14 protein-coding genes and 1 riboswitch are annotated in these 16,101 nt (G+C 52.9%); of the genes, 3 read left to right on the forward strand and 11 right to left on the reverse strand.

The window, feature by feature from the left end:
- Nucleotides 1-10: 10 nt before the first annotated feature.
- The 6 genes from deoD to QTL79_RS02095 all read right to left on the reverse strand — a co-directional run bounded on the left by deoD (nt 11) and on the right by QTL79_RS02095 (nt 7,104).
- The gene (gene deoD / locus QTL79_RS02070) at nt 11-718 is read right to left on the reverse strand and encodes a purine-nucleoside phosphorylase (RefSeq protein ID WP_346353276.1); all 708 of its coding nucleotides are present in this window, start codon (nt 716-718) and stop codon (nt 11-13) included.
- A 16-nt stretch (nt 719-734) separates the two neighbouring features.
- Entirely contained in the window at nt 735-1,919 is a 1,185-nt protein-coding gene (gene deoB / locus QTL79_RS02075) for a phosphopentomutase (RefSeq protein ID WP_346353277.1), read from the reverse strand.
- A 248-nt stretch (nt 1,920-2,167) separates the two neighbouring features.
- A complete protein-coding gene (locus QTL79_RS02080) occupies nt 2,168-3,166 on the reverse strand; it encodes a GGGtGRT protein (protein ID WP_346353624.1) in 999 nt (332 codons plus the stop codon).
- A gap of 20 nt (nt 3,167-3,186) precedes the next feature.
- Nucleotides 3,187-3,879: an iron-sulfur cluster assembly scaffold protein gene (locus tag QTL79_RS02085; protein ID WP_346353278.1), complete on the reverse strand. Its 693-nt coding sequence runs from the start codon at nt 3,877-3,879 to the stop codon at nt 3,187-3,189.
- 66 nt (nt 3,880-3,945) lie between these two features.
- On the reverse strand, nt 3,946-4,863 hold the full coding sequence (locus QTL79_RS02090) for an EamA family transporter (protein WP_346353279.1): 918 nt from the start codon (nt 4,861-4,863) through the stop codon (nt 3,946-3,948).
- A 141-nt stretch (nt 4,864-5,004) separates the two neighbouring features.
- Entirely contained in the window at nt 5,005-7,104 is a 2,100-nt protein-coding gene (locus tag QTL79_RS02095; RefSeq protein WP_346353280.1) for a caspase family protein, read from the reverse strand.
- Nucleotides 7,105-7,201: 97 nt separating this feature from the next.
- A riboswitch (cyclic di-GMP riboswitch) is annotated at nt 7,202-7,292 on the reverse strand.
- A gap of 388 nt (nt 7,293-7,680) precedes the next feature.
- On the opposite strand from QTL79_RS02095, the gene QTL79_RS02100 reads away from it, so the two are divergent.
- Nucleotides 7,681-8,958, forward strand: coding sequence for an ABC transporter substrate-binding protein (locus QTL79_RS02100; RefSeq protein WP_346353281.1), 1,278 nt, complete (start codon nt 7,681-7,683; stop codon nt 8,956-8,958).
- Between the two features lie 26 nt (nt 8,959-8,984).
- On the forward strand, nt 8,985-10,847 hold the full coding sequence (locus QTL79_RS02105; protein WP_346353282.1) for a sensor domain-containing diguanylate cyclase: 1,863 nt from the start codon (nt 8,985-8,987) through the stop codon (nt 10,845-10,847).
- Between the two features lie 53 nt (nt 10,848-10,900).
- On the opposite strand, the gene QTL79_RS02110 is transcribed toward QTL79_RS02105, so the two are convergent.
- Nucleotides 10,901-11,398 carry a hypothetical protein gene (locus tag QTL79_RS02110; RefSeq protein ID WP_346353283.1) on the reverse strand — a complete coding sequence of 166 codons (498 nt, stop codon included), beginning with the start codon at nt 11,396-11,398 and terminating at the stop codon, nt 10,901-10,903.
- A 102-nt stretch (nt 11,399-11,500) separates the two neighbouring features.
- Nucleotides 11,501-11,914 carry a DsrE family protein gene (locus tag QTL79_RS02115; RefSeq protein ID WP_346353284.1) on the reverse strand — a complete coding sequence of 138 codons (414 nt, stop codon included), beginning with the start codon at nt 11,912-11,914 and terminating at the stop codon, nt 11,501-11,503.
- A 178-nt stretch (nt 11,915-12,092) separates the two neighbouring features.
- Between QTL79_RS02115 and QTL79_RS02120 the strand changes: the two genes are divergently transcribed.
- Nucleotides 12,093-13,391 (forward strand): sensor histidine kinase, encoded by a 1,299-nt coding sequence (locus QTL79_RS02120; protein ID WP_346353285.1) that lies wholly within the window; start codon nt 12,093-12,095, stop codon nt 13,389-13,391.
- A 59-nt stretch (nt 13,392-13,450) separates the two neighbouring features.
- On the opposite strand, the gene QTL79_RS02125 is transcribed toward QTL79_RS02120, so the two are convergent.
- The 3 genes from QTL79_RS02125 to QTL79_RS02135 form a co-directional block, all read right to left on the reverse strand.
- A complete protein-coding gene (locus QTL79_RS02125) occupies nt 13,451-14,626 on the reverse strand; it encodes an HDOD domain-containing protein (protein ID WP_346353286.1) in 1,176 nt (391 codons plus the stop codon).
- A gap of 125 nt (nt 14,627-14,751) precedes the next feature.
- Nucleotides 14,752-15,390: a cyclase family protein gene (locus QTL79_RS02130; protein ID WP_346353287.1), complete on the reverse strand. Its 639-nt coding sequence runs from the start codon at nt 15,388-15,390 to the stop codon at nt 14,752-14,754.
- Between the two features lie 128 nt (nt 15,391-15,518).
- Entirely contained in the window at nt 15,519-16,091 is a 573-nt protein-coding gene (locus tag QTL79_RS02135; RefSeq protein ID WP_346353288.1) for a lipid-binding SYLF domain-containing protein, read from the reverse strand.
- Nucleotides 16,092-16,101: the final 10 nt, after the last annotated feature.

The following is a 16,101-nucleotide window of genomic DNA, read 5'->3' on the forward strand; positions in this document are numbered from 1 at the left end:
GGACGTTTTCTTACAGAGTAATGGCCGTCTCCAGCGCCACTTCGAGCATATCGTTGAATGTCGTCTGGCGCTCGGCGGCCGTGGTTTCCTCGCCAGTGATCAAGTGATCGCTGACGGTCATAATCGTCAGCGCTTTGACGCCGAAGCGGGCGGCAATCGTATAGAGCGCCGCGGTTTCCATTTCAACCGCCAGCACGTTGTGCTCCATCAGCTTTTGTACGGTTTTCTTGTCTTCGCGATAAAAAATATCCGACGTGAAGACATTGCCGACATGCAACTGCAAGCCTTTTTTTACGACATTTTCATAGGCCGTCTTTAAAAGAGCGAAATCAGCAATCGGCGCATAATCATAGCCGTCAAATGCATGCTCGTTCATGCTCGAATCGGTACAGGCCGCCTGCGCGAGCACAACATCGCGCACGCGGATTGCTTTCTGCATCGCGCCGCAGGTGCCGACGCGAATTAAATTTTTCACGCCATAGTCGCGAATCAATTCATTCGTATAGATGCTGATCGAAGGGATGCCCATCCCCGTTCCTTGCACGGAAATGCGCCTGCCCTTGTAACTGCCGGTAAAGCCGAGCATGCCGCGCACTTCATTGTAGCAACTCACATCGGTCAGATAGGTTTCTGCGATATGTTTCGCACGCAACGGATCGCCCGGCAGCAAAATCGTCTCCGCAATCTCGCCTTGTTTTGCGCCAATATGTATGCTCATCTTTTAATTCCTCCCGTTATTTTAATTCCGCCAGAAAACTCGTCCCGTGCTTCGGCTGCGTAACCGAAAAGTTTTCTGCAATCGTCGCGCCGACATCGGCAAAATGCGTACGCGGCGCAAGACGGCTGCCGCCTTTTTTAAAGCGCGGCGAATAGGCTAGAAGCGGTACGTATTCCCTTGTGTGGTCAGAGCCGCGATAGCAGGGATCATTGCCATGATCAGCAGTCAAAATTAATAAGTCGTCCTCCGTCAGGCGCGCAAACACCTCCGGCAATCGCGCATCGAATTCTTCAATCGCGCGGCCATAGCCTTTGGCATCGCGCCGGTGTCCATACATCGCATCGAAGTCGACCAGATTCAGAAAACTAAGGCCGGTAAAATCTTGCGCCAGCGTTTCGATCATCTTGTCCATGCCGTCCATGTTCGATACGGTGCGCACCGCATGCGTCACGCCTTCTCCGTCGAAGATATCATTGATCTTACCAAGCGCGATGACCGAGAAGCCGGCCGTTTTCAATTCATCCAGCACCGTGCGGCCGAACGGCTTCAATGCATAATCATGGCGGTTCGAAGTTCGCTTGAAGCTGCCGGGCTGGCCAATGAACGGACGCGCGATGATCCGGCCTAGCATATAGGGGTCATGTCTTGTAATCTCGCGGCAGAAGTCGCAGATCTCATACAGTTCCTTCAGCGGCACGACGTCTTCGTGCGCCGCAATCTGCAGCACCGAATCGGCCGAGGTGTAGACGATCAACGCGCCGGTCTTCATATGCTCCTCACCAAGTTCATCGATGATCTCCGTACCGCTGGCCGGTTTGTTGGCAATCACCTTGCGACCGGTCTTCTGCTCGATCCTCTCGATCAATTCCGCCGGAAAGCCGTCGGGAAAGACGCGAAACGGCGCATCGATGTGAAGACCCATCAGTTCCCAATGTCCGGTCATCGTATCCTTGCCGATCGAACCTTCCTGCAGCGCCGCATAATACGCCTCTGGCTTTTCCGCAGCGGCAATCTTATGCAGCGGGCGAATGTTGCCGACGCCCAGTTTTTCCAGCTGCGGAATGGCCAAGCCGTCGCAGGCCTCTGCAATATGGCCGAACGTATCGGAGCCTACATCGTCAAAAGCGGCCGCATCCGGCGCTTCTCCGATACCAAGCGAATCCATTACGATAATGTGTATCCGTTTAAATGTTTTTCCCATCTTCTCTTCCTCCTCGGTTGAAACCGGTTTCAATTCAAACCACTAAAAATGCGGCCTCTGTATAGCGCCGCTGATCAGGCAAATTTCTTGTTTTTTTGTCTTCTTTCCTTTAATAATATCATTTTTTCGCACTATTGAAAACAGGCTGCTCGTCAATTTTCGCAGAATATTTTCACTCTTTTACGACGTAATTAAACCACAGGCGGCAAAGTCGCCTGTGGTTTAATAGACGTTTTAAACACTGTTAGCTAACGCGCCGCTTCTTCGATCGCGACAGCTACCGCTACGCTCGCGCCAACCATCGGATTGTTGCCCATGCCGATCAGACCCATCATTTCCACATGCGCCGGTACCGAAGACGAGCCGGCAAACTGCGCGTCCGAATGCATACGCCCCATCGTATCGGTCATGCCGTAAGAGGCAGGTCCGGCCGCCATGTTGTCGGGATGCAGCGTCCGTCCTGTACCGCCGCCGGAAGCGACGGAAAAATATTTCTTGCCGTTTTCGATGCATTCTTTCTTATACGTACCCGCGACCGGATGTTGAAAACGCGTCGGATTGGTCGAGTTGCCGGTGATCGAAACATCGACGCCTTCGCGCGTCATGATCGCGACGCCTTCCATCACATCGTCCGCGCCGTAGCAGCGCACATCGCCGCGCTCGCTTGCCGAATAACGTTTCTCTTTGACAATATTCAGCTTACCGGTCGCATAGTCAAATTGCGTTTGCACATAGGTAAAACCATTGACGCGCGAAATGACCTGCGCGGCATCCTTGCCAAGGCCGTTCAAAATGACGCGCAGCGCCTCTTTGCGCACCTTGTTGGCCGATTTGACGATGCCGATCGCGCCTTCCGCCGCGGCGAAGGATTCATGCCCGGCTAAGAAAGCAAAGCATTTCGTTTCTTCTCGCAGCAGCATCGCGGCCAGGTTGCCGTGCCCGATACCGACCTTGCGGCTGTCGGCGACAGAACCCGGAATACAAAAGCCCTGCAAACCTTCGCCGATATAAACCGCTGCATCGGCCGCTTTCGTGCAGCCTTTTTTTATTGCAATCGCCGCACCAAGCGTATACGCCCAGCAGGCATTGTCAAAACAAATCGGTTGGATTCCTCTGACGATCGCTGCGACATCGATCCCTTTCGCGTCGCAGATCGCCTTTGCCGCTTCGAGCGATTCGATGCCCTGCGCCTTAAGCGCGGCATTCACCGTTTCAATACGCCGTTCGTATCCTTCAAACATCGCCATCATTACCAATCCCCTCTCTGTTATTCGTGGCGGGGGTCGATATGCTTGACCCCTTCGTCGAATCTGCCGTATTTTCCGGTCGCTTTTTTCAGCGCTTCATTGGCATCGGTTCCTTTTTTGATCATTTCCATCATTTTGCCGAGATGCACGAATTGATATCCAATGATTTCATTGTCTTCGTCGAGCGCCAGCGAAGTAATATAGCCTTCTGCCAATTCCAGATAACGCGGCCCTTTGGCCAAAGTGCCGTACATCGTACCGATCTGGCTGCGTAATCCCTTGCCAAGGTCTTCGAGTCCTGCGCCGATCGGCAGACCGCCTTCGGAAAACGCAGTCTGGCTGCGGCCATAGACGATTTGCAGGAACAGTTCGCGCATCGCGGTGTTGATCGCGTCGCACACGAGGTCGGTATTGAGCGCTTCTAAGATCGTCTTGCCGGGCAGAATTTCCGATGCCATCGCAGCGGAATGCGTCATACCGCTGCAGCCGATCGTCTCGACCAGAGCCTCTTCGATGATCCCGTCCTTCACGTTCAGCGTCAGCTTACAGGCGCCCTGCTGCGGTGCACACCAACCAACGCCGTGCGTCAGGCCGCAAATATCCTTCACTTCTTTGGCCTTGACCCATTTTCCCTCTTGCGGAATCGGCGCCGCACCGTGGTTGACGCCTTTGGCGACACAAGTCATCTCTTCGACTTCGGATGAATATTTCATGTTAACGCTCCTCTCGCTTTTGTCTATAAAAATTATACTGTTTGTTGGCAATTCCTGTCAAACGCATTACTTGCGTGAACGAAAGACGCCGACAACACCGAGTACGACCATCAGCGCACCAAGCAGCGTCCAAACTGTGATCGCTTCATCCAACAGCCACCAACCTAAGAACAGGGCCAATACCGGATTGACGTAGGCGTAGGTCATCGCAATGTTGATCGGCAGCAATTGCAGCGTATAGATGAACGAAGTGAAAGCAAAGATTGAGCCGAACAAGACCAAATATCCCCAGGAAAGCCAACCGGCCATACTCGGCGCGGGCCACGCTTCGCCAAGCAGCAACGCAAGCGCAAGAAAGCCGAAACTGGCAAACAAATGTTGATAACCGGACGAGACCGGCGCGGATATCGCGACCGGATGGCGCGTCTGGACTACCGATCCGGCGGCCCAGCTGATCGAAGCCAGAAAGAGCGCACCGCCGGAAAGCAGTTCCCGACTATCCCAAGCCAAGAGCGCCGGCCCCATTAATACGGCGAGTCCGGCAAAGCCGAAGAGCAACGAGCCAATCAACAGCAGTGACGGTCGTTTACGGTCCAGCAGCGCATTGATCAGCGCCGTCCAGATCGGTGCGGACGCAACCATCAGCGCCGTAAAGCCGGAGTTGGCATATTGTTCGGCCCACATCACCAAACCGTTGGCGCCGACCCAGAGCAATACGCCCGATAATGCCAATGTCTTCATTTCACGCAGGCTGATCTTCACTTGTTTTTTTCTTAAATACGCAAAGGCAAGCAAAAGCAGCGCACACACGATCATTCGGCTGGCGCCCAGATAAAACGGCGGAAAGCCGCCGCCCTCACCGACCGCGATGCGAATGAACAAGTACGTGCTGCTCCAGATTGTATATACGACGAATAAATGAAACAAGCCGGTCATCGGCAGTTTTTGCCCAGCCAGCCGTCCCGGTTCTTTGCCTTCTTCCATGCTGCCTCCTTTGCTGCGAAATCATTTCCGAATGCAGTATTTATTTCCCTTCGGTATTATTTGGCGTTATCCTGCAATTTTTCCGCAATAAAAACGAGAGCACCTGACATTGTCAGGACACTCCCGCTTTTCGCTTGCTGTTTAGCCAATCACATAGCTGCCGTTTGAACCGTCATACATTTGCATGTGGTCTTTGCTGCTATAGCTGGTGTAGGTAGGGCTAGTAATATAATTAAGCACTTCCGACGTCGTAATCTTATTGTCGTGGTTCAGATCGGCCTTGCGCCCGTTCAATGCATCATCCATCAAGTAATGGGTAAAGAGTCCGTTTGTACCGATATCCCAACTCACTTCACTCGAAGAGGAAGCGCTAATCACCGTATACTGGCTTCCGCCGCCCCGACTCTTGAAATAGTCGACAAAACTTCCCGAGAAGCAGGAATCGAGAACAAATGTCACATGGCCGCCGGCACCTACTTTATTGCCTAAGCCGACAATGCTGTCATACATCATTTGCGGCGTGACTGCAGCCATATCATATGCGACCATATTGCCGCTGCCGCTGTAACCGTGCCCGGAATAATAGAGGAAAACGTTATCGTTAGCATCCACTTTGCCGGCAAGGCTGTTGATTGAGTTCAAAATATTATTCTTCGTCGCCTGCGCATCGGTCACTGTGGTTAAATTCGTTCCAGTCCACAGCGAATCCGTCGTCAGAAATTGCTTCACATCGGCAACATCATACTTTACTCCGGCCAAATCATTGCTTGTCCCTGCATAATCGCCGATTCCGATTACCACGCCGTAATTGGTTCGCCCGGAAGTAGAACTCGGCGGTAGCGGCGTTAAATAGTCGCTGATCCGTTTGCTGGAATTGTCCGCAAAACGTAAACTGTCAAGCTTAGAGGCATCCCAGTTTTGAATCGTGATATCGCCATGTCCTTGCACTGTAATTGTGACATTCGTGCCGACATGACTCACGCTCAAATTTTGCGCTGTAATGCCGGCGCCGAACAGCAGGTTGTCGTTATTGTTGCTTGCATCATAGCTTATCGTATCGCTGCCCCAGCTGTTTGCAAACTGATAGGTGTCGCTGCCGTCGCCGCCGTTCAGCAGATCATTGCCTGCGCCGCCATTGAGCAGGTCGTTTCCGGCTCCGCCCGACAAGCTGTCGTTACCGCCGCCGCCGAGCAGCGTATCATTGCCGTTGCCGCCGCTGATCGTTTCATTGGCCGCGCTGCCGCTGATTATGTCGTTGCCGTTGCCGCCTATGAATGTGCCAATATTGCTGATACTTCCGTTCGCAGCATTCCAGTTCACCGCCTGATTCTGTCCCGCAGCCGTTAAGGTATTCACACCGCCGCCGCCGTTGATCGAGGTCGCATTGCCGCTCCAGATAAACGTATCATTATAAGCCGAACCGACGAATTGCTCGATATCCTGGTATGCGGCAAGATTCCAGTTAACCGCGCCGGCACTGTCCGCCGCAGTCAGCGTATCGATTCCCGCACCGCCGGACAGCACGCTGTCGGACGCATCCCAAATTAAGACATCGTTGCCGTCGCCGCCGTACATTGCATCACTACCGCTGCCGCCGTTTAACGTATCGTTACCCGCTCCACCATATAGCACATCGTTTCCGTTGCCGCCATATAAAACGTCATTGCCTGCGCCGCCATTTATCGTATCATTGCCATTTCCGCCCGTCAGCACATCATTGCCTGCCGTTCCGATCAGATTAAGAGGTGCTGCCGGATCTGTCCAACCTACTTTGCCATTGATAAAATCGGCGGTAAAGTTGCCGTCGGCGAAAACAAAATCCTGAATCTGATAGCGCTGGCCGAGAAACCAGTTTTGCACCCTGACTTCCGAGTTCCCTGCCGTATATTTAATTAATAAGTCGTTACCGCTCTTGATAAAGCTAAATCCTTTTAAACTGTACCGGGAAAACGACAGTTTATCATTACGGACCGCACTTGCACTGTCGTAGTTATCGATCGTAACGCTGACATTGCTTAGAATCGGCGCATACGTATCGTATCCGGCGCCGCCGCTTAGCGTAGCGGTGGCAGCGCCGGCGCTGCCCTGAAACTGAATCCAATCATTGCCCGCCCCCGAATTAATTACCGCATTATGTGCGGTCACGCTGATAACATCATTTTTCGCCGTCCCGGTCACCTGCAGCAGATATTTGCTCAATAAGCCGTTTAGTGCTGCCAACGCCGTCGTTAAAGAAGCCATTCTTCAACACCCCTTACATTTTTTCACGCAGTCGGCTAACAAAAACAGACTGACAATAAAAGCAGCCTGTTATGGAACATCCCGACTCCCAGAAAGGAATGACAACCTGGCAATCATAGCCGTCGTCAGACGACCTTAGACCCAATGCTTTGCGTCCCCAGTTTTCACTGAGTTTGCCCAGTATGCAATTTTCGTTTTGCTTGCATCTTCCAATTCCATTATTACAAGACTGTATAGTCGATTCAATAGGGCTGACGACCTATTTTTTGACAGCATTTTCTAAAAGCACGGCCATCTCAACAAGGACATTTTATTCCGTCAAAATAACCGCTTTCTTATTCTCAACCGCCGAACCGCAGCGATATGCTGCAGCTTCTCACGAATCGTACGCATCATCTCGACCACGCCCGGCGAAATCTTACGACAACAGTTTCGTAGTCGCCGACGCCAAAACATTTTTGAGCGTGCCTGCCGCTTTATGCAACAGGGGAAAGCAGGATTTCTTCTAATAAATAGCAAATAATAGATAGTTACAACTAGTCTTCATAAACCAGACTGGGAAAGAAGGTGTTTTCTTTGCGCCGATCGTTGTCCGCCTTACTTCTACTTGTCTGCTTCGTCACCATTTCCGGTTGTTCCCCGTTTGCTAAAGACGCCGTTCCCCCGGCCGAACCTAAGAAAAAAATCAGTCTGCTGCATTATTTTTCCGGCAGCCTTAGCGGCGGCTTGCAGGAAATGGTGAACGCGTTTAATAAAGAATCGTCGCAATATCAAATGACCGCCACACCGCTTGACCACGAGGCATTCAAGACCAGCATCCAAGATACGCTCGCCTCGCCCAGTTCATCCGATCTTTATTCATATTGGGCGGGTTCCCGGGTACGATCGGTCACTGCAAAATTGACGCCGCTTGACGACGTTTGGGAACGTGCGCAACTTTCCTCGTCTGTTTCGCCTGTCGTCGCCGATGCTTGCACCTACGACGGCAAAAAATATATGCTGCCGCTCACGCAACACTATGTCGCATTTTTTTACAACAAGAAAGTCTTCGCCCGCGCCGGCGTGAAACCGCCTAAGACCTGGGATGAATTCCACGCTGTCTGCGCGAAACTGCAAGCAGACAATATCACGCCGCTTGCACTTGGCGCGAAAGATAAATGGCCGGCGCAATTTTGGTTTGATTATCTTTTGCTGCGCACGGCGGGCTATGACTATCGGCAAAAATTGCTGGACGGTTCGCTTTCCTACAACGATGCACCGGTGCGACGGGTCTTTGATCTCTGGGCCGACTTGGTCAAGAAAGGTTATTTTACCCCTAATCCGCTGCAAACCGCCTGGGACAGCGGCGCCAATGAATCCGTTTATAAGGGGACGGCCGCGATGACGCTGATGGGCACCTGGATCATTGGCTATTACGGCGACGCCGAGCATAATTGGCAGCCCGGCGAAGACTATGACTATTTCGCCTTCCCGACGATCGACGAAAACATCCCGGCGTACACGCTCGGTCCGATTGACGGCCTCGTGCTTTCAAAGAATGCCCTCCAACCGCAAGGCGCGAAGGAGGCGCTTGTACATCTGACCGCACTGGACTCGCTCAAAACGATGAGTCGTGGTTCCGGCGCCTTCGTGCCCCGCAGCGATGTGCCCGCCGCTTTTTATTCTCCGATGCAGCAGCGCATGGCCGCCGAACTGGGCGCCACGCCGCGCTGGGCGTTCAATTATGATTTATCGACGCCGCCCGCCATCGCAAACGCCGGTTTGGTGCTTTTTAGCGAGTTCCTTGAATTTCCCGATCAGCGCAATGAACTGATCACCCGCACGGCGACAAAGATTTCCCGGCTTTGGCGTTAACCGATCAGCTGACAGGAGGCCTGCTCATGAAGCTCAACATTACCTTCCGGCAAAAATTAGCCTTATCCTTTGCCTTGCTCTTGTCCTTGCTTTTGCTTCATGGCGCAATTTCCTGGTTTGTACTGCAGGAATCGGAAAACCGTTTCGCCGAGCTGCGCGATGTCGATCAGGCAATCGAACTGACGCTGCGTGCGCATATGAACGAAAAAGATTATCTTCTGACTCAGGATCGCCGTCTCGCGGCGACCGTTTTGGAAGAGCTGACGTCCGCGCAGGAACGGCTCGATCAAATCGCCGCTCGAACAGAGATGCTCGACAAGCAGACGCTCACGGCGATGAATCGTTCGCTGGCGCTTTATCAGATGACGTTTTCCCAGTATGGAATTTACGCCGATCAGATTCGCGCTTTGCACAGCGAACTGCAGCAAATCGGCAGCGACTTAGGCAATACAATTGAAGAACTGCATCAAAGCGACAGCGTGCCGCTGGCCGAGATCAACCGCCTGCACCATTTTTTGCTTTTGCTGCGCGACCAAGCCGTGCCGCTCAATCCTGAGCCGTCGAGCGTGCAGGAGATGCTGTCCATCGCCGGCGCATTGCGCTACGGCCCCTACGGCAGCGATGTCCAGCTGACCGCGCACCGCATCATCAGCGATCTTGAAACGTACCGCACGGTAACGGCTAAAATCGAAGAATTAAAAACCCGGCAGCGCGCGAATGAAACGGATATGAAAGCCGCCGCCGAAACCGTCCAGTCCCTCGGCCAGTCGATCAAAGATCAGCAAAATGAGCAGCTGCGCCTTCGTCAGTCCGGCATTACGCGCATCCTGCTCGGCGTTTTCTTCCTTTCCCTCACCATCGCGGCCTGGGGCACGCGTTCCTTATCGGCACGCCTGATGAAGCCGCTGCAGGATCTGGTACAGATCACCGCCGCGCTCGGCCAGGGTAATTTTAAACAGCGCATTGATATTCAGGTCGATGACGAGTTCAAGACGCTCCTGCTCAGCGTCAACCATATGGCGGAGAACATCGAAAACCTCAATGCGCACATGGAGGAACTGGTCGCCGAACGCACACAAGCGCTGGAAGAGGAAAAGATCCGTTTCGAGCAACTCTTTAAGCACAGTCCCGAAGGCATCCTGATCTTCGATAAAGACCTGCACGTCATCGACGCCAATAATGCTTTCACGCTAATGTTCGGCTACACGCTGCCGGAAATCAGCGGACACAATCTTTCCGACTTCTTCCTCATGGAAGACTACGTGCCCGGCAATCAGACAAGCCGCATTGAGGCGCTGCGTCGCTGCAAAGACGGTCGTTTGCTGCCGGTCTCGATCGTCAAATATTCCTTCCCCGAAGCCAGAGGCCAGATGCTCTATTACGCGATTTACACGGACGTGTCCGAACGCAGAGCCGCCGAAGAACGCCTAGAGTATCTCAGCCTGCATGACGGCCTTACCCAGTTGAAGAACCGGACTTTTTTCGAAGCGGAAATGAAGCGCCTGCAAGCGGAGCAAACCCGCTGTAGCCTGCTGGTCTGCGACGTGGACGGGCTGAAAGAAATCAATGACCGCTTCGGACACAGCGAAGGCGATCGACTGCTGCAGGATGCCGCAACCGTGCTGACGCGCGCCGCCGGTCATCACACCGTAGCCCGTATCGGCGGCGACGAATTCGTCGTCTTTTTGCCCGATACCTCCGCCGCCCTGTTGCCGACGCTGCTGCAAAACATCAGCGACGCACTGGCCGAATGCAACCTGCATCGCGATCAAGCGCTGCGCATTTCCGTAGGCTTTGCACACCGGCCTGACGGCAGCATCGCAATGGAAGATTTATTCAGACAGGCGGATCAATTGATGTATGCGCAGAAAAAAAGCCGCCGCACGTAAAACAAAAAATTCCAGGCACGAAAGGACGCTCCTTTCATGCCTGGAATTTTTATTTACTCGGCGGGAAACTGGTACGCTTTTAACGTGCCCTCAATTGATTGCGTGGTAAGATTACCGCTAAACGCATTCACACCGGGGATAGTGCGCGTCCGGCTGCCGATACTGGCGGTCAGTTTGCCGTCCTGGATCGTCAGCGTCAGCGGGGTTCGTGCGCTGATTGCGCTTACCTTTTCGCTAAAGAGCGCCACCTTCTTGTTTTGCAGACGAAGCTCGACCATGCCGCCGCCAAAGCTAAGCATCAGCCAATCGTCGCCATTATCGGTCTGCAGATAAAAAATCATGCCTGCACCGGCACCCCAAAGGTTTTTCACATTGGAGAATTCCACCTTGCCTGGTGCGGGTTGATCAAAGAACGAAAAATCGATCGGCGTGACATTCTTATCCGCCACGACGTCGACCGTTTGCACCAATTGCGGCGCTGGAGCGGCTTGGACAACTTGTCCGACTGCCATCAGGCACAAGACCAGAATCAGTAAAAGGATTTTTTTCATCAGACATCCTCCTATGCATTGATTTGGATTTTATACCATTATAGTGCCCTCTTTATACAGCGCCAATATTATTTAACTTTTTAAATTTATGCAAGCGTCGCATCACGGTTTTACGTAAGCATAGCCTTCCGTCTGGCGCACGACAAGCCGGGTGATCGCGACCGGAACAATATTCACAAAATCCGGCACGCCGTCTTCATGTACCGCATTGGCCTTCAGTGAATTTCTGCAGGCGACAATCTTCACATCCTGCTGTGCCAGATCTCGAATCGCCTCCAAGAACAAGCGGCGCATGACTTGGTTACCCTCCTGATCGGTAGCGTCAAAAATATTTACCGCCGTGGCATTGACCACGATTTCAAGTTCAAGTTGTTCGGCGCCGACGTCTTCCAGCAAGTTCTTCGCATTCGCGACTACGGTCCGCCATTTTCCGGGATCATTGATATGCAGCAGCGCTTTCAGTTTTTCCATCTTGCCCAACCCTTCTTTGGCCATTGCGGATTCTGTAACAGCCATTTCATTTTCACCGTTATCCTTTTTATTTTTCGACTTAAAGGCCAATAATTCCTGCCGTTTCCCGCAGCGCTCTTTTGCCCCGCAAAATAATTTCCTTTCGCTGAAAGGAAGTCTGCTCTTTGCAGAGAAGTTTTCCATATGATGTAAAACAATACGATAGTTAAAGGAGCGATGCGTGATGGAACGTGCGGCTGAAAAAAAAGCGACTGTCTTTGTCGTCGACGACGACCGCTTTTCACGCACTTTATCGAATGACCTGCTCTCGAAAGAAGGCTACCTGATTGCCGAAGCCAAAGACGGTCAGGAAGCGGTCGAACAATTTGCCGCTCACGCACCGGACGTGATCCTGCTGGACGTCGAAATGCCGCGCATGAACGGCTTTGAGGCCTGCCGCGCCATTAAAGCGCTGGATTCCGGCAGGGATATTCCGGTCATCTTTCTCACCTCGCGCGCCGACGAGGATTTCATCGCCGAAGCGTTCGCCAACGGTGCAGAAGATTATCTGCTCAAACCAGTCAATCCCGCGCTGCTTCGCCACCGCGTCTCGCGCGTCTTGACCAACCAGCGCAACAAAGAGAAGGTTTTACGCCAAAATCAGTCCCTTGCACAAGCACTGCTGAAATTAAAAGAGACGCAGACGCATCTGATCCAACAGGAGAAGATGGCCGGCATCGGGCAGTTGGCGGCCGGCGTCGCGCATGAGATCAACAACCCGCTCGGCTTTGTCAGCAGTAATTTTGAAACTCTCGACGACTATGTCGGACGACTCGAGGCCGTCATGGCCAAATACCGTCTGCTGCGCCAGGAACTCTCCTCCGCCGCGACAAACGAAACGCTGCTCGCCCTGGCCAGCGAGATCGAGGAACTGGAACGCAAGAAAAAAATCGATTTCATCCTGGAAGACCTGCGTTCGCTCTTTAGCGAGTCGCGCGACGGGCTGGAGCGGGTGGCCAAGATCATCAAAGCGCTACGCGCCTTCTCGCGCATCGACGTCAAAAACGAACTCGAAGACTACGATCTGAACGAAGGCTTGGAAACGACGCTGGTCGTCGCCCGCAACGAGATCAAATACATTGCGGAAGTGGAGACGCACTTTGGCCAGCTCCCCAGCATCAAAGCTTTGGGCAACCAAGTCAATCAGGTTCTTTTGAACCTGATCGTCAACGCCGCACAGGCAATCAAAGGCGCCGAGATCAACAACGGCAAGATCCGTCTGGAGACGTTCGCCGACGCCAGCTACGTCGGCTGCGCGATCACGAATAACGGCCCGCCGATTCCGGAAGAAATCCGGCACCGCCTCTTCGAACCCTTCTTCACGACGAAGCCGGTCGGACAGGGTACCGGCCTTGGGCTCAGCATCTCCTACGATATCATCGTAAGCCAGCACGGCGGGCAGCTGACCTTCACCAGCTCCAAAGAGAACGGCACCACCTTCATCCTGAAGATACCGCGCACAACAAAGATAAAAGAAGAATGAAAGCGCCGCGCGGCGCTTTCATTCTTCTTTTATTGATGACATGGCCCTTTTTTGCCGCATCAGCGCGGCAGATGGCTCACTAAGTCTTCAAACTCTTTTTTTCCGATGCCGAGCGCTTCGAAGACGCCGTCTTGCAAAACAGCCTTTGCCGTAGGACGCACAATCTTCCAGGCATAATAGTTGGCCGCATGCAAGAGGAGCAGCGTGTTCCTGTTCTCCGACGGCGCATGCAACGGATCATGATGGAACATCGCCGCTTCGACGAAGGCATAGGGCAGATTCCACCAATTCAGGAGATAACCGCCGATTTCCTGATGCGAGAGGGAGAATGCTTCCGTTTCAACCGTGTCGATACTGCGCCCGCTTTCCTGCGCCGTCAAGAAGACCTCGACGTAACGCGCTCCATACTCTTTCAGCAGCACCACCTTGCCGATATTGTGAACCAAGCCGATGCTCGCGCGGTCTTCCGGCAAACGCTTGTGCAGCAACTGTTCCGCCGCCGTCTGCAAAATCATATTGGTCATATTCGCGTGGCTCCACAAGATTTCCATCACTTTCTTCGCCGATTTATCCAGCTGTCCGTCATTGAAGACGGTGCAGGCGAGAATGATGTTCTTGATCGCCGCCAAACCGAGATAGGCGACCGCCTGTTTAAGCGAACCGGTATGGACGCCGCAAAAAGCGGAATTGGCTATTTTCAGCACTTTCACCGCGATGACCTGATCCTCTTCGATCAGTTGTGTGATCTCACGGATATCCGCATCCTCTTCAATCAGCTTGTTTATCTTCTCATATAATTCCGGCAGTGTCGGCAAACGTTCAAATTCATTCATCTTATCGAGCAGTTGCCGCTTGTTCAGCAGTTTTTGAATCTTGAACAGCTGTTCCACTTCCGCAAGCAACGCAAGATTGTCCCAGGGCTTAAGCAGATACATGCGCGACGCGCCGTCGAGCAACGAACGGAAGATTTCCCGTTCCTGCGAATAGCCGCTTAGAATGATGCGCATCGTAGACGGATACTTTTCTTTTACGATACTCAACAGTTCATAGCCGCTCATCTGCGGCATCCGCATATCGCTGATCACCAAGTCGACCGGATGCTCTTTTAATATCGCCAACGCTTCTTCACCGCTCGCTGCCTGGTGAAGCGTATAGCCGCTCTCGCGAAATAAACGAAATAGCGCACGCAGGATCGGCAGTTCATCGTCAACGAACAAAATACTGCCTTTTTCCACACTGATCGCCTCCCCTCTTTGCTCCGCAGTCAAATTACATTATATGGAATCTTCTCTGTCGAACGCGGTTTTCCTTCCCAAAGAGAAAAAAGAGAAAGACCAGCCGGTCTTTCTCTTTTCTTCGTTTATTCTTCAATACCCGCCGTCGCCCGAACCGGTGAGCCATCCGCGCCTTCGATCCGAAGCGGTAGCGCAAAAAACTGACATTCCTCTGCCGGAATCGCATCGAGGCGCGTGAGATTTTCCACAACCAACAGACCCGCACCCAACAAGATATGATGGATCGGATACGTCTTACTATCGATCGCGTCAATGGAAATCGCATCGATGCCGACGCCTTTCAGCGAAAACCGCGTCAGCCACTGCGCGGCCTCGACCGTCAAGCAAGGAAAATCGCCGTAATACGCTTCGCTGCCCCAATGGCGGCTCCAGCCGGTTTTGAGCAGCAGATACTCCGCCTGCGCAATCGCTTCTGCCTTTTTTTCAATATCCTGTAACGCAATCTGCGCCCTACAGCCTGTCACATCGACCACTACCGCACGTCCGTGGAAATGGTCGATTGCCATTTCGGCAAGCGTCGCTCCCTCTTCCAACATATGCGCAGGCGCATCGATATGCGTGCCGATATGATAATTCATGCTGATCGTCGAAACGCGATACCCTTCGCGCGCCACGCTGGTCACCTGGCGGATTTCAGGCGGCGGCGAACCGGGGAAGAGGGGCATTTCACTCTTTATCAAGTGAGTAAGATCGATTAACTGCATGACATTCACTTCTTTCTCTTTGACTTTGCTTTTATTATATCATAGTCAAATTTTCTTGCATTGCCAAAAACAAGACGGGGTTTTCACAACGGCGACATGTCGCGCTTTTGTAAAAACCCCGTTACTGTTTAGTTATTCAAGTTGCTGTCCTTGTAGTAGCGCGTTCCTTTTAACGCCAGCTCGAGCGCCAATCCCTTGGTCGTAAGTTGATACATCCACACGCCGGACGAGACCGAAACCGCGCCTTGCAGCGAATCGCCGCCGACGCCGTCCTTAGCAGCAGCCGTCGCCTGTCCGCCAAATTCCCAGCCGCTGTCGACAAACTTATTCCAGGCGCCCTGGTCTTCAAAGACGAAGATCAGCGCGAATTCCTTGATGCCAAGCCCAAGCCCTGCCTGCACTTCGGTCATCTTCATGAACACCTCGCGGCCGCTTTGGTTGTTCACCGCCATGCCGCGCCCATGCCCGCTGCCGAAGAACAGCAACTTAAAACCGGTATTGTTAAAGACCGCATACCCGGCGGCATTTTCCACCGCCTGCCGCGCACTCGGCTGCACCTCATAGAGCTTATCGAGCGTCGCCGCTGTTTTTTGCCGCAGTTCTGCGCGTTCTTTATCCGGAGTGGCCGCAGCCGCGCTGGATACGCCAAGCGACAAGACCAACAACAGACACAAAGCCGCTTTCCAAATTAAAGACCTCATTAGAGTTCCC

Source organism: Azotosporobacter soli (assembly GCF_030542965.1).
Lineage (GTDB): Bacteria > Bacillota > Negativicutes > SG130 > SG130 > Azotosporobacter > Azotosporobacter soli.